This window comes from Sphingomonas sabuli, assembly GCF_014352855.1.
Lineage (GTDB): Bacteria > Pseudomonadota > Alphaproteobacteria > Sphingomonadales > Sphingomonadaceae > Sphingomicrobium > Sphingomicrobium sabuli.
This window is the reverse complement of the sequence record NZ_CP060697.1, coordinates 1,381,948-1,401,408: the sequence shown is the minus strand read 5'-3', so window position 1 is coordinate 1,401,408 and position 19,461 is coordinate 1,381,948. Positions and strand designations below refer to the sequence as shown.

25 protein-coding genes and 1 riboswitch are annotated in these 19,461 nt (G+C 66.1%); of the genes, 9 read left to right on the top strand and 16 right to left on the bottom strand.

Annotated features, from left to right (window positions below):
- Nucleotides 1-185: 185 nt before the first annotated feature.
- The 3 genes from H8M03_RS07080 to H8M03_RS07070 are packed head-to-tail and all read left to right on the top strand — an operon-like array spanning nt 186 to nt 1,373.
- Nucleotides 186-575 carry a DoxX family protein gene (locus H8M03_RS07080; protein ID WP_246448776.1) on the top strand — a complete coding sequence of 130 codons (390 nt, stop codon included), beginning with the start codon at nt 186-188 and terminating at the stop codon, nt 573-575.
- The gene (locus H8M03_RS07075; RefSeq protein ID WP_187478781.1) at nt 565-915 is read left to right on the top strand and encodes a DUF1810 domain-containing protein; all 351 of its coding nucleotides are present in this window, start codon (nt 565-567) and stop codon (nt 913-915) included. The genes H8M03_RS07080 and H8M03_RS07075 overlap by 11 nt, the downstream gene beginning before the upstream one ends.
- Nucleotides 912-1,373 (top strand): YaiI/YqxD family protein, encoded by a 462-nt coding sequence (locus H8M03_RS07070; RefSeq protein WP_187478780.1) that lies wholly within the window; start codon nt 912-914, stop codon nt 1,371-1,373. The genes H8M03_RS07075 and H8M03_RS07070 overlap by 4 nt, the downstream gene beginning before the upstream one ends.
- A 136-nt stretch (nt 1,374-1,509) precedes the next feature.
- Here the strand turns inward: H8M03_RS07070 and H8M03_RS07065 are convergent, their stop codons facing one another.
- The 3 genes from H8M03_RS07065 to H8M03_RS07055 form a co-directional block, all read right to left on the bottom strand.
- A complete protein-coding gene (locus H8M03_RS07065; RefSeq protein ID WP_222931860.1) occupies nt 1,510-1,800 on the bottom strand; it encodes a hypothetical protein in 291 nt (96 codons plus the stop codon).
- Nucleotides 1,801-1,877: 77 nt separating this feature from the next.
- Nucleotides 1,878-2,399 carry a DUF3833 family protein gene (locus H8M03_RS07060; RefSeq protein WP_187478779.1) on the bottom strand — a complete coding sequence of 174 codons (522 nt, stop codon included), beginning with the start codon at nt 2,397-2,399 and terminating at the stop codon, nt 1,878-1,880.
- 38 nt (nt 2,400-2,437) lie between these two features.
- The gene (locus tag H8M03_RS07055) at nt 2,438-2,758 is read right to left on the bottom strand and encodes an ArsR/SmtB family transcription factor (protein ID WP_222931859.1); all 321 of its coding nucleotides are present in this window, start codon (nt 2,756-2,758) and stop codon (nt 2,438-2,440) included.
- A gap of 119 nt (nt 2,759-2,877) precedes the next feature.
- Here H8M03_RS07055 and H8M03_RS07050 point away from each other — a divergent pair, with 119 nt between their 5' ends.
- A complete protein-coding gene (locus H8M03_RS07050; protein ID WP_187478777.1) occupies nt 2,878-3,624 on the top strand; it encodes an SDR family NAD(P)-dependent oxidoreductase in 747 nt (248 codons plus the stop codon).
- A gap of 63 nt (nt 3,625-3,687) precedes the next feature.
- Here the strand turns inward: H8M03_RS07050 and H8M03_RS07045 are convergent, their stop codons facing one another.
- From H8M03_RS07045 to H8M03_RS07035, 3 genes are all read right to left on the bottom strand, one after another.
- Entirely contained in the window at nt 3,688-4,242 is a 555-nt protein-coding gene (locus H8M03_RS07045) for a hypothetical protein (RefSeq protein WP_187478776.1), read from the bottom strand.
- A 5-nt stretch (nt 4,243-4,247) separates the two neighbouring features.
- Complete coding sequence (locus H8M03_RS07040; protein ID WP_187478775.1) at nt 4,248-4,892, bottom strand: YbhB/YbcL family Raf kinase inhibitor-like protein; 645 nt, start codon at nt 4,890-4,892, stop codon at nt 4,248-4,250.
- A gap of 263 nt (nt 4,893-5,155) precedes the next feature.
- Entirely contained in the window at nt 5,156-5,668 is a 513-nt protein-coding gene (locus H8M03_RS07035) for a hypothetical protein (RefSeq protein WP_187478774.1), read from the bottom strand.
- 246 nt (nt 5,669-5,914) lie between these two features.
- Here H8M03_RS07035 and H8M03_RS07030 point away from each other — a divergent pair, with 246 nt between their 5' ends.
- The gene (locus H8M03_RS07030; protein WP_187481084.1) at nt 5,915-6,064 is read left to right on the top strand and encodes a hypothetical protein; all 150 of its coding nucleotides are present in this window, start codon (nt 5,915-5,917) and stop codon (nt 6,062-6,064) included.
- Nucleotides 6,065-6,261: 197 nt separating this feature from the next.
- On the opposite strand, the gene H8M03_RS07025 is transcribed toward H8M03_RS07030, so the two are convergent.
- Entirely contained in the window at nt 6,262-6,345 is an 84-nt protein-coding gene (locus H8M03_RS07025) for a hypothetical protein (protein ID WP_246449204.1), read from the bottom strand.
- Between the two features lie 82 nt (nt 6,346-6,427).
- Between H8M03_RS07025 and H8M03_RS07020 the strand changes: the two genes are divergently transcribed.
- Complete coding sequence (locus tag H8M03_RS07020; protein WP_187478773.1) at nt 6,428-6,619, top strand: hypothetical protein; 192 nt, start codon at nt 6,428-6,430, stop codon at nt 6,617-6,619.
- An 11-nt stretch (nt 6,620-6,630) separates the two neighbouring features.
- Here H8M03_RS07020 and H8M03_RS07015 read toward each other — a convergent pair whose 3' ends face one another.
- From H8M03_RS07015 to H8M03_RS06995, 5 genes are all read right to left on the bottom strand, one after another.
- On the bottom strand, nt 6,631-7,191 hold the full coding sequence (locus H8M03_RS07015) for a DUF1993 family protein (RefSeq protein WP_187478772.1): 561 nt from the start codon (nt 7,189-7,191) through the stop codon (nt 6,631-6,633).
- A 162-nt stretch (nt 7,192-7,353) separates the two neighbouring features.
- The gene (locus H8M03_RS07010) at nt 7,354-7,977 is read right to left on the bottom strand and encodes an NADAR family anti-phage protein (RefSeq protein ID WP_187478771.1); all 624 of its coding nucleotides are present in this window, start codon (nt 7,975-7,977) and stop codon (nt 7,354-7,356) included.
- On the bottom strand, nt 7,968-8,984 hold the full coding sequence (locus tag H8M03_RS07005; RefSeq protein ID WP_187478770.1) for a phosphoribosyltransferase-like anti-phage protein: 1,017 nt from the start codon (nt 8,982-8,984) through the stop codon (nt 7,968-7,970). Before H8M03_RS07005 ends, H8M03_RS07010 begins: the two co-directional genes overlap by 10 nt.
- A gap of 87 nt (nt 8,985-9,071) precedes the next feature.
- Nucleotides 9,072-11,075 carry a phosphomethylpyrimidine synthase ThiC gene (gene thiC, locus H8M03_RS07000; protein ID WP_187478769.1) on the bottom strand — a complete coding sequence of 668 codons (2,004 nt, stop codon included), beginning with the start codon at nt 11,073-11,075 and terminating at the stop codon, nt 9,072-9,074.
- Nucleotides 11,066-11,172: riboswitch (TPP riboswitch) on the bottom strand. It overlaps the preceding gene by 10 nt.
- Before the next feature lie 68 nt (nt 11,173-11,240).
- On the bottom strand, nt 11,241-11,729 hold the full coding sequence (locus tag H8M03_RS06995; protein ID WP_187478768.1) for an EF-hand domain-containing protein: 489 nt from the start codon (nt 11,727-11,729) through the stop codon (nt 11,241-11,243).
- Nucleotides 11,730-11,890: 161 nt separating this feature from the next.
- On the opposite strand from H8M03_RS06995, the gene H8M03_RS06990 reads away from it, so the two are divergent.
- Genes H8M03_RS06990 through cysN form a run of 3 tightly spaced genes read left to right on the top strand, consistent with a single transcriptional unit; the run spans nt 11,891 to nt 15,740 of the window.
- Nucleotides 11,891-12,904 (top strand): NAD-dependent epimerase/dehydratase family protein, encoded by a 1,014-nt coding sequence (locus H8M03_RS06990; protein WP_187478767.1) that lies wholly within the window; start codon nt 11,891-11,893, stop codon nt 12,902-12,904.
- 8 nt (nt 12,905-12,912) lie between these two features.
- A complete protein-coding gene (gene cysD, locus H8M03_RS06985) occupies nt 12,913-13,812 on the top strand; it encodes a sulfate adenylyltransferase subunit CysD (RefSeq protein WP_187478766.1) in 900 nt (299 codons plus the stop codon).
- Nucleotides 13,812-15,740 carry a sulfate adenylyltransferase subunit CysN gene (gene cysN, locus H8M03_RS06980; RefSeq protein ID WP_187478765.1) on the top strand — a complete coding sequence of 643 codons (1,929 nt, stop codon included), beginning with the start codon at nt 13,812-13,814 and terminating at the stop codon, nt 15,738-15,740. Before cysD ends, cysN begins: the two co-directional genes overlap by 1 nt.
- Nucleotides 15,741-15,753: 13 nt before the next feature.
- Here cysN and H8M03_RS06975 read toward each other — a convergent pair whose 3' ends face one another.
- Genes H8M03_RS06975 through H8M03_RS06960 form a run of 4 tightly spaced genes read right to left on the bottom strand, consistent with a single transcriptional unit; the run spans nt 15,754 to nt 19,405 of the window.
- Nucleotides 15,754-16,191 carry a hypothetical protein gene (locus tag H8M03_RS06975; RefSeq protein WP_187478764.1) on the bottom strand — a complete coding sequence of 146 codons (438 nt, stop codon included), beginning with the start codon at nt 16,189-16,191 and terminating at the stop codon, nt 15,754-15,756.
- Between the two features lie 26 nt (nt 16,192-16,217).
- Nucleotides 16,218-16,559, bottom strand: coding sequence for a ferredoxin FdxA (gene fdxA / locus H8M03_RS06970; protein ID WP_187478763.1), 342 nt, complete (start codon nt 16,557-16,559; stop codon nt 16,218-16,220).
- 27 nt (nt 16,560-16,586) lie between these two features.
- Nucleotides 16,587-16,880 (bottom strand): RNA-binding S4 domain-containing protein, encoded by a 294-nt coding sequence (locus H8M03_RS06965; protein WP_187478762.1) that lies wholly within the window; start codon nt 16,878-16,880, stop codon nt 16,587-16,589.
- Between the two features lie 8 nt (nt 16,881-16,888).
- Nucleotides 16,889-19,405, bottom strand: coding sequence for a helicase-related protein (locus H8M03_RS06960; protein WP_187478761.1), 2,517 nt, complete (start codon nt 19,403-19,405; stop codon nt 16,889-16,891).
- Nucleotides 19,406-19,461: the final 56 nt, after the last annotated feature.

Below are 19,461 nucleotides of genomic sequence, written 5' to 3'. Positions count from 1 at the left end.
GGGACGCTGCTCCGGTGGTGAAAGCGCCGTCGGGCGCCTTGTCCGTACATTAAACCAATGGATGGCACGGCCAGGTGTTCCGGATTCGACCGCCTTTCTTCCCAAAAGCTGCTAGAGCCCCGAAAATGGCAGAAAATCAGGCAGCAGAGGCAGGTCGGGGCGTTCGAAAAGGTGGCGACGGGACCTTGCTTCGGACGGTGGTCCGGCTGTTGCTCGCCGGATTCTACTTCATCGCCGGCGTCGGCCACTTTGCCTACCCAGAGGCTTTGCTGTCGATCACGCCCGCTTGGGTGCCGCAACCAGGCCTGGTCATCGCCGCCACCGGCGCAGCGGAAATCGCGGGCGCGATCGGGCTGGTCCAGCCCTGGTCGAAGCAGCTGCGCCGTTCGGCCGGCATCGGCCTCGCGCTTTATGCGCTGTGCGTATTCCCGGCGAACATCAACCACATGATCATCGACCTCGCCCGCGACCGGCCGCAGCTCGGCTGGGCCTATCATGGACCGCGCATGCTCCTGCAGCCGCTGCTGATCTGGCTCGCCTTGTGGGTCAGCAAGGCCCCGCGCCATGCCGGCTGACGACCCCTTCCTGCTCCAGCGCTTCGTGGATGCGCAGGCCGACGGCGTGTACGAACAGGCGCTGGCCGAACTTCGCGCCGGCGAGAAGCGCAGCCACTGGATGTGGTTCATCTTCCCGCAGCACCGCAATCAGGGGCGCAGCGGCACTGCGCTCTATTACGGCTTGTCGGGGCCAGACGAAGCGGCCGCCTATCTCGCCCATCCCCTGCTCGGTCCGCGGTTGCGCGAAGCGACCGCGGCCGTCCGCGACCAACTTGCCGGCGGTAACAGCCTGCAGCGGCTGTTCGGCAGTGTCGACGCGATGAAGTTCAACTCGTCGATGGAGATTTTCGGGCTTTGAGCGGCCTTCGCATCCTGGTCGATGCCGACGCCTGCCCGGTCAAGGACGAGGTCTACAAGGTCGCCTGGCGCCACGGGACGCCGGTGAAGGTAGTCAGCAACGCACGAATCCGGGTACCCGACCATCCGCTGGTCGAACGCGTGCTGGTCTCCGACGCGTTCGATGCCGCGGACGACTGGATCGCCGACGCCGCCGACGAACGCGCGGTGGTAATAACCGGCGACATCCTGCTGGCCGATCGCGCGCTGAAGAAGGGGGCAACTGTGCTGGCTCACACCGGCAAGCCGTTCACCGCCGCAAGCATCGGCGGCGCCATCGCCACCCGCGCAATCATGGCCGACCTGCGCGCCGGCGCCGACGGCATCACCGGCGGGCCGCCGCCGTTCGCGAAAGCCGACCGTTCGCGTTTCCTGCAGTCGCTCGACGCGGCGCTCGTGCGGCTGGCGCGCTTGGGCTGACCGGCCGACTTGATGCTGGATTGCGGGTAGGCCGAAAGTGGCCTGCGATCCGCTACGGGTTACGCCTGAGGCCCCTGTCGACTCGATCTGGACGTGGTTCTCTAAGAACGCCGGAAGGGCGGTGCTCGCGGTCCCGTCAGCCCAGCCGCTTGCGATTGGCGCGTACCTTGCGGCCAAACACCTGCATCGCCGTGCGCGACGCCCCTTCGGGGCTGGTCACGCGGCCACCGGCGAACGCAGCGCCAAGCTCCATCGCCGCGTCGACCTTTTCGCTCATCATGCGCTCGAACTCGCACGCCGCGTCCGTGCCGCCGGCCATTATCCGCCACGACCGCAACGCGATCACCGTCCCGGCATCCGCCCACAGGCGCGATGCGTCGACCATCAGACGCGACCAGTCGGCAGCTTGCGAAGAAGAGCGGGTCATGGGCGGTTCCTTGAGGAAGCGCGAGAAGCCGCGCCAAAGAACAACGTGCTGCACTGCAACATGGGCCCGCGCAACCCTCAATCCGCCTTGCGGATAACTTCGCTCAACGCCGCGACCTGAATGCCGAACTTGCGGACGCGCATTTCGTTGTACGCGCTGCGCCCATCGGGCGCGAGCGTCAGCCACTGGTCAGCGGCATAGCCGCTCCTGGTGACGAAGGAGAGGTGGAGACGGTTGCCGGCCGCCTCCCCGGCGATGGGATTGGGCGTTTTGTCGAGCTTGCCGGCATAGCGTCCCGGGCCGACCTGCCGGATCGACCAGGTCCGCGTCTCGGCCGGTTTGGCGCCCTCGCGCACCGTCTGGGTGAGATAAAGCACGCCATGTTCGACCCGGCCATGGCTCTCGACCGCCGTCGCCACGGTGCCGGAAAACAGCTTTTTCAGCCGCCCTTCACCGGTCAGACGCCCGTTGAAGAACGTCATCGGATCGAACGGCGGCGCGACCGCCGCGGCGACCGGCGGGGCGGCGATGCGCGGCATGGTTACGCATCCCGACAGGCCGGTGAGGGCGATCAGCAAAGCGATCCGGGTAGCACGCATCGGGCGAAGAACGCGTTTTGCGGCGCGCGGTGCCGCGATCAGCCCTGCTGGCTCTGATAGGCCGACAGGATCGATTTGAGCAGGCCGGGGAAGCGCTCGTCGATTTCCGAACAGCGCGAATAATTGCGCAGTTCAACACCCTGACGCTCCGACCGGATCAGGCCGGCTTCGCGCAGGATCTTGAAATGCTGGGACAGCGACGACTTGGGAATGACCCGGTTGCCCGTGTCGGCCAGGTTGGAACAGCGCTCGACGCACTCGCTTCCCGCAATCTCGGCAAAGATAGCCGCGCGCTCCGGATCGGCCAGCGCGTGCAGGATTGCCTCAGCGCGGAGCGCGTCGGCGGGGGGATGAAGCATCGGTCTCACAAAAATTATGTAGGGCCTCTTGAAGCACAGTTCAATTGTTCCATATTCCCGAACTATGGGATTAAACGGCACCGATCCCCGGGCCGCCTCACCATGGAAAGGGCCACCATATGGCAAAGCTCAAGGACAAGGTCGCAATCGTCACCGGCGCATCGAAGGGCATTGGCGCCGGCATCGCCAGATCGCTCGCCGCCGAAGGCGCGTCGGTCGTCGTCAATTACGCATCCAGCAAGGACGGCGCCGACGCGGTCGTCAATGCCATCAAGGGGCAGGGCGGCAAGGCCATCGCGGTCAAGGGCGACATCAGCAACGAGGCCGAGGCTGCGGCGCTGGTCGATGCGGCGATCGGCGAGTTTGGGCAGATCGACATCCTCGTCAACAACAGCGGCGTTTACGGCTTTTCCGCCATCGAAAATGTCGATGTCGACGAATATCGCCGCCAGTTCGACATCAACGTGCTCGGCACCCTGCTGACCACCAAGGCCGCGGTCCCGCACCTCAAGTCCGGGGCCAGCGTGATCAACATTTCGTCCAACATCACCAGCGTGCTGGTCCCGGAATCGGCGATCTACAGCGGCACCAAGGGCGCGGTCGATGCGATCACCGGCGTGCTGGCCAAGGAGCTGGCGCCGCGCGGCATCCGGGTCAACGCGATCCTGCCCGGCTATACCGAAACCGAAGGCACCGGCGCGGCGGGCATCAGCGGCACCGACTTCGTCGACCAGATCGTCGCCCAGACCCCGCTTGGCCGGGCCGGCCATCCGGACGACGTGGCGAAGGTCGCGGTCTTCCTGGCGTCGAACGACAGCGGTTGGCTCACCGGCGAAAAGGTCAATGCCAGCGGCGGGATGCGTTAAGCCCGTCCGCTGAACCCCGGCGCGCGTGCTTCCCTCCCCAGGGCACGCGCGCCGCTTCATCCCCTAGTCCGTGCACCCGGTGACGAAGTTGCGCGCGGTATCCGCCGGGACTGGCGGCAGCGGGCCGACGTCCTGCGACCCGTAATTGACCGACACGCCCCTGGGCGCCGTCAAAATCGCCGCAAGTTCAGCGGGGACCGGCCCGGTACCGCTGACCCCGCCGCGATTGGCATCGCCTGCCGGGTCGGCAACCAGGGTCACCGCCGTTCCGCCCGACCCGATCGTCATCCGTTCCTCGCTGCCGACCGGCCGGAACGCGTTGACGTTGACCAGCAAACCGCCGTCCGCGGGACAGAACAGGTGCGCGGTCGCCGCTTCGCCTTCGACCACGCCGAAGAACAGCCCGTCGCCTTCGCCGCTGGAGACCATGTCCCATTTGCCGGCGGGAAAAGCGCTGGGCGCACCGGCCGCAGCATCGTCCGGCGCGTCGGGCCGCGGCGCGACCGGCGCGGCGGGCGCTTGCGGGGCGCCGGCATCGGCGGCGACGTTGCCCTCCGGCGCGGGCTGCGAACAGCCGGCGGCGAGGAGGGCGGCGAGCAGCGCGATGCTTGTCTTCATCGTCATCATCCGGCCGGCGCGCTGGCCACGGCGGCACCGGCGGGACCGGCGTCCGCTTCCTGCCCGCGCGAATAGGTGCCGACAAGGATCCCGGCGGCGAGGATGCGGCCGTCGATCACGTCGCGGAAGTCCGACCGTCCGGCGTTGGGCCTGCCCTCCGCCTGGTCGCCGGCGGGGGCGGCGAGCGCGAACAGCTGAAACACGTAATCGTGCGACCCGTGGCCGGTCGGCGGGTCGGGCGGCAGCCAGCCTTCCTGCAGGTAGCTGTTGCGGCCGGTATCGCCGTCGGCCTCGCCAGCGGCGTCGCCGTCGGCGCGGATCGCGCCCTCGTCGAGGCCGGGCAGCGCCGGGTCGATCGCGGTGACCACGGCATGGACGAAGGGCCGGGGCGCGGGCGCGTCCGGATCCTCGACGATCAGCGCTAGGCTGTGCGTGCCGTCCGGAACGCCGCGCCACAGCAACGGCGGGGATACGCCCGCGCCGTCGGCGGTGAAACGCACCGGCAAGCGTCCGCCGGCGGCGAAGGCCGGGCTGGTCACGTCGAGCCGCGCGGTGCCGGCAAGGTAGAGGGTGGCGATGGCCAGCTTGTCATGGCCGGCGCGAACATTGGCCAGCGCCGAACCGATCCAGTGGGGAAGTTTTTCTAGCATGGACAAGAAAACTCACGGGCGCGGCGACGGTGCCGCCGGGCGGGCCCGCCCGGCGCCGACCCCCAAAAGTCGCAAAAGTCGCACTCACCACGCGCGCGCCTGTACGCGTACGCGCGAAGGCAGTGGCGCGAGCGCGGCGCGGCTGTGCGGTCGGGAAAGGGAGGGCCGGTACATTGGCCAAGAGCTAATCACAGGCCGGGGGCTGTAGGACAGGGAATTTTGGCCCGCAGACAGCCACGACACGCAAGCCCGACCCTATCCAATCAGGCGAGATTGTGGGGCCGCAGGAGCGACATCGCGACGCGGGAGAACATGATCACGCTGGACAGGAGAAGGCCGACCAGGCCGACCAGGAAAAGCGCGCCCGGCGGCACCGGAAACCAGCCGATGGCGCACATCAGGAACGCGGTCACGGCGACAATGACGCTGGCGAGGTTGGTCACCGCAGCGACCGGGCTGAACCCGGGCGACCGGCGGATTTCCAGGTTCCGGCGGGCAAGGCCGGGCGACGCGAAGGCGGTTACAAGGACGACCGCCAAACTGGGCAGTCCCACCTGCCAGCGCTCCGCGAAACCGAGCGCGGCCAGCACCGCCGGCAACAGCGCGACGACGACCAGCGTCAGGCTGGCGGTCAGCATGTTGGTCAGCCGGTGGGCATCGACCCGCGCATCGTCGCCGCCGGCGCGGCTCCCCAGGGTGACGGCAAGTGTCCCGAAACCGGCAAACGACATCCCCAGCCCCGCGAGCAATGCGTAGGTGTCGAACACAGAATCCATTGCCCGCGATAAATCACGAAACGGGGGTCGCCGAACAGGGGAAAAGTCGCGTCCCTTCGCGCGGCGGCGGACGATGGCGGACCGGCTCAGCCGACGGCGGGTGGCCGGACGCAGGCGACCATGTGCGGCACGCCGTCCTTCTGGCCGATCGCGCCGCCTTTCGGGGGTCATGGTCGGGGGGTCCCGGCGGGCGCGAATTCGTGCCGGGCTAGGGGGTTAGCCATGCTACGCCCGCCGCCGGGCATCATGCCCCCGATCGGAACCGACATGTCCAAGGGCCAGAAATCGAACAAGGAAATCCGCAAGCCCAAAAAGGAAGGGCCCAAGAAGCAGAACGCGTCCAACCCGTCGCAAAAGGAAGGCGTGGTGCGCGGGCTCGACAATATGAAGAGTTAGGCGCCGTCCGCGCCGTCCGGCCACACCCAAAAGTCGCAAAAGTCGCACTCGATACGCGCGCGTGTACGCGAGCGCCCGCGCGCGAAGGCGCGTGACGCCCGCGCGGCGCGGCGGCGGTGCAGGGGATTGGGGGCCGAGGCATGACCCAGAGCTAATCACAGGCCGGGGGCTGTAGGACAGCGAAAAGGTGGCGGGCGTCAGCCGGCGGCGGGTTGCCGGACATGGGCGAACATGTGCGGCACGTAATCCTTCTTGCCGATCGCCACGCCGTTCGCGCGCAGGATCGCATGGGCGGCCAGGACGTGAATATGTTATGAGCAAAACATCGTGAGCCGGAGCCGTCGCCATACGCCAATCTGCGGGATGACCACCGCCGCCAGCGACGCTGCTTGGAAAGCGCGGTCGGCGCGAAAGGTGCGCGCGGCCAATCGCATTGCCATCGCGCGCGGCGACGAGGCCCTTCCCGACCGGAAGGTCATCGAGAATCCCGCGACGAGCGACAAAGACGGCAAACAGTGGATTGGCCGAAACTGCCCCGAGATCATGCGTAAATAGGGCCGACCGGCTCAGCCGGCGGCGGGTTGCCGGACGTAGGCGAACATGTGCCGCACGTAATCTTTCTTGCCGATCGCCACGCCGTTCGCGCGGAGGATCGCATAGGCGGCCAGGACGTGGAAATAGAATTGCCCGATCGCCCAGTCGCGCGCGAACGCCAAGCGGGTGAGGTCGAAGGTCAGGCCCATCGGCAGGGTCACCGCCATCGGCGCATCGCCCGGTTCGCCGTCGAGCGCGTCCGCCGGCAGGGTGTCGAGAAAGGCCAAAGCCTCATCGATGCGGACGCGGGCGTCGGCCAGCGTGCCGGGCCGTTCCCCGGCACACCGCCCCTCGTCCAGCAACGGCTGGATCGGATCGAGCGAGCGGCCCATCAGCCGCAGCGGCCCCTCCTGCGCCTGGACGCAGGCAAAGCGCACCTGCGTCGCCAGCGGATACATGTCCGGCGCCAGCCGCGCAGCCATCAGCGCGTCGGCCGCCTCGCCGCCCAGCTGCGCCGCCGCCGTGTCGAGCAGCCCGCGAAGGGTGGCGAGCATGTTGCGGCAGGTGGGGATGAGCAGGTCGGTGATGGTCATCGGGCAGCGCTACCGAGTGCAATGCGGAGTTTGCAAGGCAAACCCGACTTGCGTCGAAGAGATAGCGCAACCCGGACGGCCTGCGGCTTGAGCCGCCTAAGCGGAGCGAAGCCGACAGGACCGACGACGCGGGATTTACTCTCGCGGCGCAACTGTTTCGTTTCAAAATAATATGGAGACGGGAGATTGTACGATGCGAACCGCCTCAATCTCGCGCCCGAGAAGCAAGAACTGCTTTAAATTTAATGGCGCTAGATGCTCAGGTGGGCTGGGCATTTGCTCCAGATCATCTCGTAATTCCATCAGCAATCGGCCCAAGATATTGGGTCCGATGAGCTCATCAGGTTCTACGTATTTCGCTCCCCAGAAGTCCGCGTGCTTCGTTTTCTTTTCGACGATTGGGAGGCTTCCTGTCTCCCTCAAAGCGTGGCCAAATTTCTCCCAGTTCTGATAGAGCTTGAGGCGTAAGCACCATCTCATGATGGGTACGCGCACGGAGGACCAATCGTCTCGCGTAAACTCTCGAAAAGGCTTGCTGCGCATCTTTGCTGTCATCGGGCTTATCTCACCCAAAATCAGCTCTTGGACATCCGGTCGGGTCGGAAATCGCATCGCCTGATAGAGGGCTTCAGACGTACGAATTTTCACACCGTTTACCAGAAGTGGAAATCCGGCAGCCATGTTAGACAACCCACCAAATTTCTCCCGCGTTTTCCAGAAAACAGCAGAATCTGAGGGCGCGTACGTCCGTACTTGATTCTCAAGATGATCGAAATTTAGTCCCACGACCCAAAACTTTTCTCAAACGAAGTCGTCGAATTCGTCTTGCGCGGGAAAAGTGGGTACCAAGGATCACCGGCCCAAAGAGCCAATGGCGCATTATTCGGGCAGTTCCGAAAAGTGACAATTGTCGATCCAAAACCGAGCGTGTCGAGAGTCATATGCCCCAACGGTCGCTGGCTCTCGCCAAGTAATGGCGAGTCCTCTCGAATTTTTGCTCCTGCCTTCAGAAATTCAGTTTCCAAAAGCTGCCGACCGGTATCCGAAGAGAAAATACCAAGGCCGCCGACTTGTCCTGCGGCACGAAGATGTGGCGCGTACTTCATCGAAGCGACGTACGCCTGCACTCTCGGATCAGCAGGAATGGAAACCGGCCTAAGCACGTCGGATTTGTCAGTGTAGGTCTTTCGATCCTCAAGATGGATCATGTGCCACCACTTTACAGCTATGTCTTTTCCCGATTCCCTAATCGCCTTGCCTAGTTCGTTCTGAGCAAAATAGGTCCCTCGGTGCACTGCGAAAGCTACCACGTGAACCTGAGCTTTCGCTGGTGCACTAGCCAACCAATTCTCAAGATCGCGGCGTACGCGATTGCCGGTAAAAATGCCGTCATCGAGATAGATGAATACGTCTCCAGCTTTGCCCGTTCCATCCAAGCCAAAGCCACATTTCTCTTCGAGAACCGTGCCGAACAGGTCACGGACCTCGGACTGGCTATTCCCGCCGAGTTGGATGTCCATAATATTCGCATTTGCCCAAAACGCGCATTGATCTTGGCCAGCCAAATCTGCCGTCTGGAAAACGCCGCTCAGAAATTGCTTTGCCTTATCCTTGGACAGATAAGTTTGACCAAAAACGTGGCACAGCTCAGTGAGGATCGGCAATTGGGCCGCCTCCGCAAATTGCGAAACCCACTTCAGCACGTGGTTACGGTCCGGCTCCGGAACTTCGCCGGATCGGTAATCGCGAATAATCGCAGCTAGGTTATCGGCTGTTTCGTTGAGCGTGGCCATATGAGAACATAACCTGAACAAAACGATCCGGCAACGGAGCTTATCGCATATGAAGTTGCTTGTCGCTACTGGGCGACTTGTTGACGTCTAATCGTGCTCCCGTCTGCCCTGGCCGATGTACAGCTCGCGGCCGCCTTCGTTGTAGGCGCGGCTCATGGCTTCCATGCCCGCCTCGGCTTCGGCCAAGTCGATAGGCCCTCCCCCGGCCCCTCCCGCTTTCTGGAGGGGGGATTTGGCTTCGCCTACGTCCTGCTCGCGCCCCTCGACCCCTCGGCTCCGCTCGGGAAAGCCTTCGCTCGGGACGAACGAGTTGTTGAGTAATCCGGCTTCCTGCTTGGCGGCGAAGTCCCTCACTTCTTGCGTGATCTTCATCGAGCAGAACTTCGGGCCGCACATCGAGCAGAAGTGGGCGGTCTTCGCCCCTTCCGCCGGCAACGTCTGGTCGTGATATTGCTCCGCCGTTTCGGGGTCGAGCGACAGGTTGAACTGGTCGCGCCAGCGGAATTCGAAGCGCGCCTTGCTTAGCGCGTCGTCCCACGCCCGGGCGGCGGGGTGGCCCTTCGCGAGGTCGGCGGCGTGGGCGGCCAGCTTGTAGGTGACGACGCCGACTTTGACGTCGTCGCGGTCGGGGAGGCCGAGGTGCTCCTTGGGCGTGACGTAGCAAAGCATCGCCGTGCCGAACCAGCCGATCATCGCCGCGCCGATTCCGCTAGTGATGTGATCGTAGCCGGGGGCGACGTCGGTGACGAGCGGCCCGAGGGTGTAGAAGGGCGCTTCGCCGCACGCCTCCAGCTGCTTGTCCATGTTCACCTTGATCTTGTGCATCGGCACGTGGCCGGGGCCTTCGATCATCACCTGGCAATCGTGCTTCCACGCGGTCCTGGTCAGCTCGCCAAGGGTGTAGAGCTCGGCGAACTGGGCCTCGTCATTGGCGTCGGAGATGGAGCCGGGGCGAAGGCCGTCGCCGAGCGAGAAGGCGACGTCATAGGCCTTCATGATCTCGCAGATTTCCTCGAACCGTTCGTAGAGGAAGCTCTCCTTGTGGTGGGCGAGGCACCATTTGGCCATGATCGAGCCGCCGCGGCTGACGATACCGGTGACGCGCTTGGCGGTCATCGGCACGTAGGGCAGGCGGACCCCGGCGTGGATGGTGAAATAGTCGACGCCCTGTTCGGCCTGTTCGATCAGCGTGTCGGCGAAAATCTCCCACGTCAGGTCCTCGGCGATGCCGCCGACCTTTTCCAGCGCCTGGTAGATGGGGACGGTGCCGATGGGGACCGGCGAATTGCGGACGATCCATTCGCGGGTGTCGTGGATGTTGCGGCCGGTCGACAGGTCCATGACCGTGTCCGCGCCCCAGCGGATCGACCACACCATCTTGTCGACTTCGGACGCGACGTCGGACGCGACCGCGCTGTTGCCGATGTTGGCGTTGATCTTGACCAGGAAGTTGCGGCCGATCGCCATCGGCTCGGATTCGGGGTGGTTGATGTTGTTGGGGATGATGGCGCGGCCGCGGGCGACCTCGTCGCGGACGAATTCGGGGGTGACGAAATCGGGGATGGCAGCGCCGAAGTCCTCGCCGTCGCGGATGGCATCCGCCGCCTGCTGCCGGCCGAGATTCTCACGGATGGCGACATATTCCATCTCGGGCGTGACGATGCCGCGGCGGGCGTAGTGCATCTGCGTGACATTGTGGCCGGGGCGGGCGCGGAGCACGCGCTTGCGGACGTTGGGGAAGGGCGCGACGCCGCCGCTGCGGTCCGGGCCGAGCTGGCCGTTGTCTTCGGGCTTCACGTCGCGCTGGGCGACCTCCTCGACATCGCCGCGGGCGCGGATCCAGTCGCGGCGAAGTTCGGGCAGGCCGGCCATGATGTCGATCCGCGCCTGCGGGTCGGTGTAGGGGCCGGACGTGTCGTAGAGGCTGACGGGCGGGTCGCCGGACGACGGTTCGAGGTCGACGGCGCGCATCGCGACGCGGACCCCGGCTTGTCCTGAGCTTGTCGAATGGCCTTCGACGTGGATCTTGCGCGACCCGCGGATGGGGCCGGTGGTGACTTTCAGTTCGGTACGGGCAGGAATGTCCGCCATGTCTCTCTCCCTACGGCCGGTCTAACGGCGTCAGGTTCAGCGGGTCGCGGCCGGATGCCGCCTCTCAGCTTCTCGCGAAGCTCCCCGGGATGACAAAGCCGTAAAGAAAAGCCCGGCGGGTTGCTACCCACCGGGCTTCTTTAAAAGCCTTGGCTTCGAAGCGCCCTAGCGTTCGCCGGCGGCCGCTTCCTGCTGAGTCAGCGTGCCGTCCTTGTTGACGTCCAGCTTGTCGAACTGGGCCAGCGGGCCGGTGCGATATTCGGCGGCGGCGATCTTGCCGTCCTTGTTGGTGTCGATCGCGGCGACCACCTGGTCGGGGGTTTCGCTGGCCTTCACCTGGCCGACGGCATTCTTGAATTCGGCCAGGGTGACCGAACCGTTGCTGTCGCCGTCGAGCTTCTTGAACTCGGCTTCGATCTGCGCCGAGCGGGCGGTGCTCGCCTGCTGCAGCACCTTCTGCTGGACCGCACCGATTTCCTCCTTGCTGAGGAAGCCGTCCTTGTTGGTGTCGATCATGCCGAAGCGGCCGTCGATGCTGGCGGTCATCTGCGCCTTGGTCATCGACTTGGGCGCTTCGCCGGCAGGCGCCTGCGCAACGGCGGGAACGGCCGCGGCGGCAAGCAAAGCGATAAGCGAAAGGTTGCGAGTGAGCACGAATGATCTCCTTGTCGGCTCTTGGATCTGGCAGCTGGCCGCGCCCTAGCGCGCGGCAGCCGTGCGGTCGAGCGCGACCTGTGCATCCATGGCGCTTGCCCGACGATGAACGGGACAGGGCGGGTTGACTCGGCGCGTGGCCGCCACCACGGCCCCAGCCCATGACGCGCGTCCTCATCACGGGCACCGCCGGTTTCATCGGTTTCCACCTCGCGAGCCTGCTGCTCGACGAGGGGCTGACCGTGCACGGCTATGACGGGATGACCGATTATTACGACGTCCGGCTGAAGCAGCGGCGGCACCAGATGCTGCTGCAGAAACCCGGCTTCACCGCGACCGAGGCGATGCTCGAGGACCACGACCGGCTGCGTTCGGTAATCGCGGAGTTCCAGCCGGACGTGATCGTCCACCTCGCCGCCCAGGCGGGGGTGCGCTACAGCATGGAAGCGCCGCGGGCCTATATCGATTCCAACATCGTCGGCACGCTCAACGTGCTGGAAATCGCACGCGAGCTGGGCATCCAGCACCTGCTGATGGCGTCGACGTCGTCGGTCTATGGCGCCAACACCGACATGCCGTTCAGCGAGACCGAAAAGGCCGACACGCAGCTGAGCATCTATGCGGCGACCAAGAAGGCGACCGAAAGCATGGCGCACAGCTATGCGCACCTGTTCGGCATTCCCATCACCATGTTCCGGTTCTTCACCGTCTATGGGCCGTGGGGGCGGCCGGACCTGGCGCTGTTCAAGTTCGTCGACGCGATCCTCGATGACCGGCCGATCGACGTTTACAACCATGGCGAGATGCAACGCGACTTCACCTATGTCGCCGATCTTGTCCGCGCGATCCGCCTGCTGATCGACGCGGTCCCGCCGGCGGCCGAGGGGCGCGGCGAGGTCGCGGCCAGCGATTCCCTCAGTCCCGTGGCCCCGTTCCGGATCGTCAACATCGGCAACAGCGAGCCGGTCAAGCTGCTCGACTTCATCGTCGAGATCGAAAAGTGCCTAGGCAAGGAATCGGTCCGCAATTACATGGGCATGCAACCCGGCGACGTGCCCGCGACCTGGGCCGACGCAAGCTTGTTGCAGGACCTGACGGGATACCGGCCGCAAACCGGCATCGGCGACGGCGTCGCCGCCTTCGTCGACTGGTTCCGCGACTATTACCGGAAATAAGAGTTCACATGCGCACCCTGACCCATCTCGACCGGCTTGAAGCCGAAAGCATCCACATCCTGCGCGAAACCGTCGCCGAGGCGGACAAGCCGGTGATGCTCTATTCGATCGGCAAGGACAGCGCGGTGATGCTGCACCTGGCCAAGAAGGCCTTTTATCCCGCGCCGCTGCCGTTTCCGCTGCTGCACGTCGACACGACGTGGAAGTTCAAGGCGATGTACGAGCTGCGCGACAAGGTCGCGTCCGACCCGCAGGTCGAATTGCTGGTCTACACCAACCCGGAAGCGCGCGAGCAGGGCATCAACCCATTCGACCACGGCCCGCTGCACACCGACATGTGGAAGACCGAAGGGCTCAAGCAGGCGCTCGACAAATATGGGTTCGACGCGGCCTTCGGCGGTGCCCGCCGCGACGAGGAGAAGAGCCGCGCCAAGGAGCGCATCTTCAGCTTCCGCACGTCCAACCACCGCTGGGACCCGAAGCGCCAGCGGCCCGAGCTGTGGGCCAATTACAACGTCCGCAAGAAGAAGGGCGAAAGCGTCCGCGTCTTTCCCTTGTCCAACTGGACCGAGCTGGACGTGTGGCAATATATCCTGCGCGAGGACATCGAGATCGTACCGCTGTATTTTTCCGCCGAACGGCCGACGGTCGAGCGCGACGGTTTGTTACTGATGGTCGATGACGACCGCTTCCCGCTGAACGGCGAAACGCCGGCCGGGCGGATGATCCGGTTCCGCACGCTGGGCTGCTATCCGTTGTCCGGAGCGGTCGAAAGCCAGGCGGCGACGGTCGAGGAGGTGGTCGCCGAAATGCTGCTGACCACGACATCGGAACGGCAGGGCCGGGCGATCGACAAGGACAGCGGCAGCGCGTCGATGGAGAAGAAGAAGCAGGAGGGCTATTTCTAATGGTCCGAGTGCTCGACCAGGACCGCGAGCTGATTGCCCGCGACGTGTCCCAGTGGCTGGCCCGGCACGAGGCCAAGCAAATGCTGCGCTTCATTACCTGCGGCAGTGTCGACGACGGCAAGTCGACCCTGATCGGCCGGTTGCTGTACGATTGCCGGCAGGTGTTCGACGACCAGCTGGAAGCGCTGGAATCGGACAGCAAGAACGTCGGCACGCAAAGCGGCAAGCTGGACTTCGCATTGCTGGTCGACGGCCTGTCGGCGGAGCGCGAACAGGGCATCACGATCGACGTCGCCTATCGCTTCTTTTCCAGCGAGAAGCGCAAGTTCATCGTCGCCGACACGCCCGGCCACGAACAATATACCCGCAACATGATCACCGGCGCGTCGACCGCGGACGTCGCGGTGCTGCTGGTCGATGCGCGCAAGGGCGTGCTGACCCAGACGCGTCGCCACAGCTTCCTCGCCCAGTTGGTCGGCATCCGCCACGTGCTGGTCGCGGTGACCAAGATGGACCTGGTCGATTTCGACCAGGACGCGTTCGATTCGATCCTCGCCGAATATGGCGCCTTCGCCGACAAGATCGGCATCCGCGACTGGACCGCCATCCCGCTGTCCGGGGTCAACGGCGACAATGTCACCACCCGCAGCGAGAATACGCCGTGGTACGACGGGCCGACGCTGCTCGGCTATCTCGACACGGTCGAAATCGACGCCAGCGCCAATGCCGCCAAGCCGCTGCGCATGCCGGTGCAATGGGTCAACCGGCCCAACCTGTCGTTCCGCGGCTTTGCCGGGCAGATCGCGGCGGGCAGCGTCGGGCCGGGCACCGAGGTGCGTATCCTGCCGTCGGGCCGGACAACGCGGGTCGCCCGCGTGGTCACCGCCACCGGCGATCTCGACCAAGCATTCGCCGGCGAGTCGGTGACGTTGACCCTGGAGGACGAGGTCGATTGTTCGCGCGGCGACGTCATCGCCGCGGCCGGCGACCCGCCCGAGGCGTCGGACCAGTTCGAAGCGACCATCGTGTGGATGAACGAGGAAGAGTTGCTGCCCGGCCGCGGCTATTGGCTCAAGCTCGGCACGCAGACGGTCACCGCGATGGTTCACGAGCCGAAGTACGAGATCAACGTCAATACGCTCGACCACCTGGCCGCCAAGACCCTGGCGCTCAATGCGATCGGGGTCGCGGAAATCTCCACCGACCGCGAGCTGGTGTTCGACCCCTATCTGCCGGAGGGCGGGGCAAGCACCAACCGCGTGCTCGGCGGGTTCATCCTGATCGACAAGGTGACCAATGCGACGGTCGCCGCCGGCATGCTGCACTTCGCGCTGCGCCGGGCGGGCAATATCCATCGCCAGCACCTCGACGTCAGCCGCGAAACCCATGCGGCGATGAAGGGCCAGCGGCCCGCCGTCCTGTGGTTCACCGGCCTGTCGGGTTCGGGCAAGTCGACCATCGCCAACCTGGTCGAAAAGAAGCTGGCCGGGCGCGGGCGGCATACCTTCCTGCTCGACGGCGACAATCTGCGCCACGGGCTCAACCGCGACCTCGGCTTTACCGAGGCCGACCGGATCGAGAACATCCGCCGCGTCGGCGAGGTCGCCAAGCTGATGGCCGACGCCGGGCTGATCGTCATGACCGCCTTCATTTCGCCGTTCCGCGAAGAGCGGCGGATGGTGCGCGGGATGCTGCCCGAAGGCGAGTTCATCGAGGTGTTCGTCGACACCCCGCTGGAAGAGGCCGAACGGCGCGACGTGAAGGGACTTTACGCCAAGGCGCGGGCCGGCGACCTCAAGAACTTCACCGGGATCGATAGCCCTTACGAAGTGCCCGAGAACGCCGAAATCCGCGTCGACACGACGCAGATGAGTGCCGAGGAAGCCGCCGACCTGATCGTCGAGCGGCTGCTCAATCGCCGGGACTGAAGCCGCTTAGACCTTAGGGCCGGAACGCCGTGCGGTGCCAGGTGCCGCGGCCCTCGGCGCGTTGCAGGTGCAGGATGGCGGTCTGGCCATCGGGCGCGGTCGTGAACGTGTAACTGGCTCCGCAGGCGTCGACGAAGACCGGGCCGCCTGGCGCGGAGAGCGGCCGGATCGACGCCGTGCCGACCGGCGCGCGAAGCAGCAGGCGGTCGTTTTCGCGAACCACGTCGAGGACCGACGCGCCCCACATATAGCGACCCAGATACCGGTCGTGGATCGCCGGATCCGGCGTGAACGCCACCGGGTCGGCGAGGCTGCAGCCGATGAAGTCGACCGGCACGACCGATCGCGCGGCCACGGCCGGCCGCGACGCGCGATTGATCAGGTTGCAGGCCGTCAGCGGTGCGGCGAGCGCGACGATCGCCAGGACGGTCCTGATCGCGGGCAGGCGCATGCGTGCGGTGCGGGGCTGCGCGAGGCTCAATCGCCGCTTCCGGGTTCGGGCGTGAAATATTTGTCGTACTTGCCGTCTTCGCCCTTGTGCTCGTCGGCGTCGACCGGGGTCTGGCCGTTGTTGCGGGTGACGTTGGGCCATTGCGCGCTGAACGTCGCGTTGAGCTCCAGCCACTTTTCCTGGCCGCTTTCGGTGTCGGGCAGGATGGCTTCGGCCGGGCATTCCGGCTCGCACACGCCGCAGTCGATACATTCGTTGGGATTGATGGCGAGCATCACTTCGCCTTCATAGAAACAGTCCACCGGGCAGACTTCGACGCAATCCATATATTTGCATTTGATGCAGGCGTCGGTGACGACGTAGGTCATGGTGGCTGTGCTCCCTTTGCCCGTTCGCTAAGTCGCCGGATTGGGATCGTCAACGCCTGTCCCGCCGGGATGCGGGTCGAGGTCTTCGTAACAGCCCCGCGCTTCGGCCGGCGGGCCGCGCCGGGCGGGCATGGCGAGCACCCGGAGCACGCGCGTCCGGTCGCGCAGCGGCAAGGCGACGACGCTGCCGACGCGGACCTCGTCGCTTGGCCGCGTGACCCGGCGCCCGTCGATGCGGATGAAGCCGGCGGCGACGAGACCCTGCGCGGCGGTGCGGCTTTTCGCCAGGCGGATGAAGAACAGGAAGCGGTCGATCCGCAATGTGGCGCCTAGTGTCGCTTGAGCTTGGCCAGTTCGGCGAAGGCGTTCGACCCGCGGTCGCGCCGGTCGTGCCGCGCCGCGTGGCGGCCGCGCCAGCGCCAGGCGCCGTCCTTGCGGGCGAAGCCGACGTCGGACATCAGCTTTTCGAGCGCCTCTCCGCCCAGGCCGATGGAGGTGACGAAGGGCGCGTCGACGGGGTCCGCGCCGCCGGCGGAGCGCACCTTGTGGGCGTGGCTGGCGATGCGGTCGGCAAGGTCGATGCGCACCCAGTCGCGGCCGGCCCGGCGATAGGCCAGCGCCGCGCCGCGGGCGTCGGCGTCGGCGTGCAGGGTCGACGCGCCGGGCGGCGGCAGCTGCGGCATCGGCTGGCCCGACCGCACCGCCAGCAAGGCGGCGCGCCAATGCTGTGCCGAGGGTTTGAGCAGGGGCGGCAGGAAGACGTCGAGCGGACCGAGGCGGACCTTGAGCTTGTAGAGCCGCTGGCGGTCGTCCTGTTGCAGGGTGCCGATGGCGCTGATCACCGTCCGCCGGGGCAGGGTGCCGCCGGCGTCGGCGAGCATCGCGGCGATGGCGCGGATGCCGGGCGAACTGGCGGGATCGCCGGCGGTCTCGGCCAGGCTGCGCAGCGGGCGGAGGTGCGCGTCGACCTGCGATTCGATCCACCGTTCGATGCGCCCGCGAAGCGCGCCGCGGCTGGTCGCCGACAGGCGGTCGAGCGCGCGGGCGGTGCGCACCGCCGGTTCGAGCAGCGAGCGGCCGGGGGCCAGACGGGCGAGGATGGCGCCGTGCCAGCCGATGGCCAGCGCACCGGTCGCCTCGACGATGAGCGCGAATTCGCTATCCGGCGCGTCGACCAGCGCGCCGGCGCGGCGTTCGAGTTCTTCGCCCAGGCGCCGCTCGGCGGCGGCCAGCAGCAACCGTTTGTCGGCCAGCTTGGCGGCCGGATCGACGCGGAAATCGAAGCCGGTGAGGTGGCCGATCGGTTCCGGCCCGACGCTGACTTCGCCGTCGGCGGCGACGGTGACCGGCAAGGCGTCGGCGCCGCGCGCGCCGATGTCGCGGACCAGCACCGACGTGCGGCGGTCGACGAAGCGCTGGGTCAGCCGTTCGTGCAGGGCGTCGGACAGGCGCGCTTCGACTTCGCGGGTGCGCTGGGCCCACTTGGGCGGATCCTGCAGCCAGTCGTTGCGGTGGGCGATATAGGCCCAGCTGCGCACCCCCGCGAGGCGATCGGCCAGCGCTTCGATATCGCCGTTGAGATTGTCGAGCCGGGCGACTTCGGCCGCGAACCATTCGTGCGGGATGTGGCCGCCGTCGCCGATGTAGCTGAACACGCGGCGGACCATGCGGGCGTGGTGCATCGGCCCGACCTTGCGGAAGTCGGGCAGGCCGCAGGCGGACCACAGGCGCTGCGCGACGGCGCCGCGGCGGGCGGCGATGGCCGGGTCCTGCGCGATATGGCGAAGCACGGCTAGATCGACCGATTCCGGCGCGGGCCGGAGCAGCGGATCGTCGCTGGGCATTTCAAGGCTGGCGATCAGCGCCCGGACGTCGGTGAAGTCGAGATCGGGGTTGCGCCAGTAAAGGAAGTCGAGCGGCCGGAAGCGATGCTCCTCGATCGCTTCGATCTCCTGTTCGGAAAATTCGGCGCTGTGATCGCCAAGGCCAAGCGTGCCGAAGGTGCCGTCGCGCTGGTGGCGGCCGGCGCGCCCGGCGATCTGCGCCATTTCGGCGGTGGTCAGTCGGCGGTCGCGGCGGCCGTCGAACTTTTCCAGCCCGGCAAAGGCGACATGGGTGACATCCATGTTGAGGCCCATGCCGATGGCGTCGGTGGCGACGAGGTAGTCGACTTCCCCGCGCTGGAACATCGCCACCTGCGCATTGCGGGTCGCGGGCGACAGCGCGCCCATGACCACCGCCGCGCCGCCGCGAAAGCGCCGCAGCGCTTCGGCCAGCGCGTAGACCTGCTCCGCCGAGAAAGCGACGACCGCCGAGCGCGGCGGCAGCCGGGACAACTTGGTGCTGCCGGCGTAGCGCAGGGTCGAAAAGCGCGGCCGGCTGACGATTTCCGCGTCGGGCAGCAATTCGCGGATCATCGGCTTCAACGTGTCGGACCCGAGGATCAGCGTTTCTTCCCGGCCGCGCACGCGCAGCATGCGGTCGGTGAAGACGTGGCCGCGTTCCGTGTCGATGCCCAGCTGCGCCTCGTCGATGGCGGCGAAGGCGAAGTCGCGCTGGAACAGGTCTCGCTGGCCCTCCTCCTCGGTCGGGACCGGCATGCTTTCGGCGGTGCACAGGAAATAGCGCGCCTGCGGCGGGATGATCCGTTCCTCGCCGGTCAGCAGGGCGACATGCTGTTCGCCCTTGATGGCGACCACGCGGTCGTAGACTTCGCGGGCGAGCAGGCGCAGCGGGAAGCCGATGACACCGGAGGAATGGCCGCACATCCGCTCGATGGCGAGATGCGTCTTGCCGGTGTTGGTGGGGCCCAAAATCGCCCTGACCGGAGCATCGTGACGCGCCATTTGACCTGAATGTGGCAGCGCGCGGCAAAAGCGCAAGTTCCCGATTTTAAACCTGC

Bases quoted from the DNA above. Each gene is read 5' to 3' on its own strand.
- H8M03_RS07075 (WP_187478781.1), top strand. From the start codon at position 565: ATGCCGGCTGACGACCCCTTCCTGCTCCAGCGCTTCGTGGATGCGCAG.
- H8M03_RS07065 (WP_222931860.1), bottom strand. From the start codon at position 1,800: ATGACCCGCTCTTCTTCGCAAGCTGCCGACTGGTCGCGTCTGATGGTC.
- H8M03_RS07060 (WP_187478779.1), bottom strand. From the start codon at position 2,399: ATGCGTGCTACCCGGATCGCTTTGCTGATCGCCCTCACCGGCCTGTCG.
- H8M03_RS07055 (WP_222931859.1), bottom strand. From the start codon at position 2,758: ATGCTTCATCCCCCCGCCGACGCGCTCCGCGCTGAGGCAATCCTGCAC.
- H8M03_RS07050 (WP_187478777.1), top strand. From the start codon at position 2,878: ATGGCAAAGCTCAAGGACAAGGTCGCAATCGTCACCGGCGCATCGAAG.
- H8M03_RS07045 (WP_187478776.1), bottom strand. From the start codon at position 4,242: ATGAAGACAAGCATCGCGCTGCTCGCCGCCCTCCTCGCCGCCGGCTGT.
- H8M03_RS07040 (WP_187478775.1), bottom strand. From the start codon at position 4,892: ATGCTAGAAAAACTTCCCCACTGGATCGGTTCGGCGCTGGCCAATGTT.
- H8M03_RS07035 (WP_187478774.1), bottom strand. From the start codon at position 5,668: ATGGATTCTGTGTTCGACACCTACGCATTGCTCGCGGGGCTGGGGATG.
- H8M03_RS07030 (WP_187481084.1), top strand. From the start codon at position 5,915: ATGCCCCCGATCGGAACCGACATGTCCAAGGGCCAGAAATCGAACAAG.
- H8M03_RS07020 (WP_187478773.1), top strand. From the start codon at position 6,428: ATGACCACCGCCGCCAGCGACGCTGCTTGGAAAGCGCGGTCGGCGCGA.
- H8M03_RS07015 (WP_187478772.1), bottom strand. From the start codon at position 7,191: ATGACCATCACCGACCTGCTCATCCCCACCTGCCGCAACATGCTCGCC.
- H8M03_RS07005 (WP_187478770.1), bottom strand. From the start codon at position 8,984: ATGGCCACGCTCAACGAAACAGCCGATAACCTAGCTGCGATTATTCGC.
- thiC (WP_187478769.1), bottom strand. From the start codon at position 11,075: ATGGCGGACATTCCTGCCCGTACCGAACTGAAAGTCACCACCGGCCCC.
- H8M03_RS06990 (WP_187478767.1), top strand. From the start codon at position 11,891: ATGACGCGCGTCCTCATCACGGGCACCGCCGGTTTCATCGGTTTCCAC.
- cysD (WP_187478766.1), top strand. From the start codon at position 12,913: ATGCGCACCCTGACCCATCTCGACCGGCTTGAAGCCGAAAGCATCCAC.
- cysN (WP_187478765.1), top strand. From the start codon at position 13,812: ATGGTCCGAGTGCTCGACCAGGACCGCGAGCTGATTGCCCGCGACGTG.
- H8M03_RS06975 (WP_187478764.1), bottom strand. From the start codon at position 16,191: ATGCGCCTGCCCGCGATCAGGACCGTCCTGGCGATCGTCGCGCTCGCC.
- fdxA (WP_187478763.1), bottom strand. From the start codon at position 16,559: ATGACCTACGTCGTCACCGACGCCTGCATCAAATGCAAATATATGGAT.
- H8M03_RS06960 (WP_187478761.1), bottom strand. From the start codon at position 19,405: ATGGCGCGTCACGATGCTCCGGTCAGGGCGATTTTGGGCCCCACCAAC.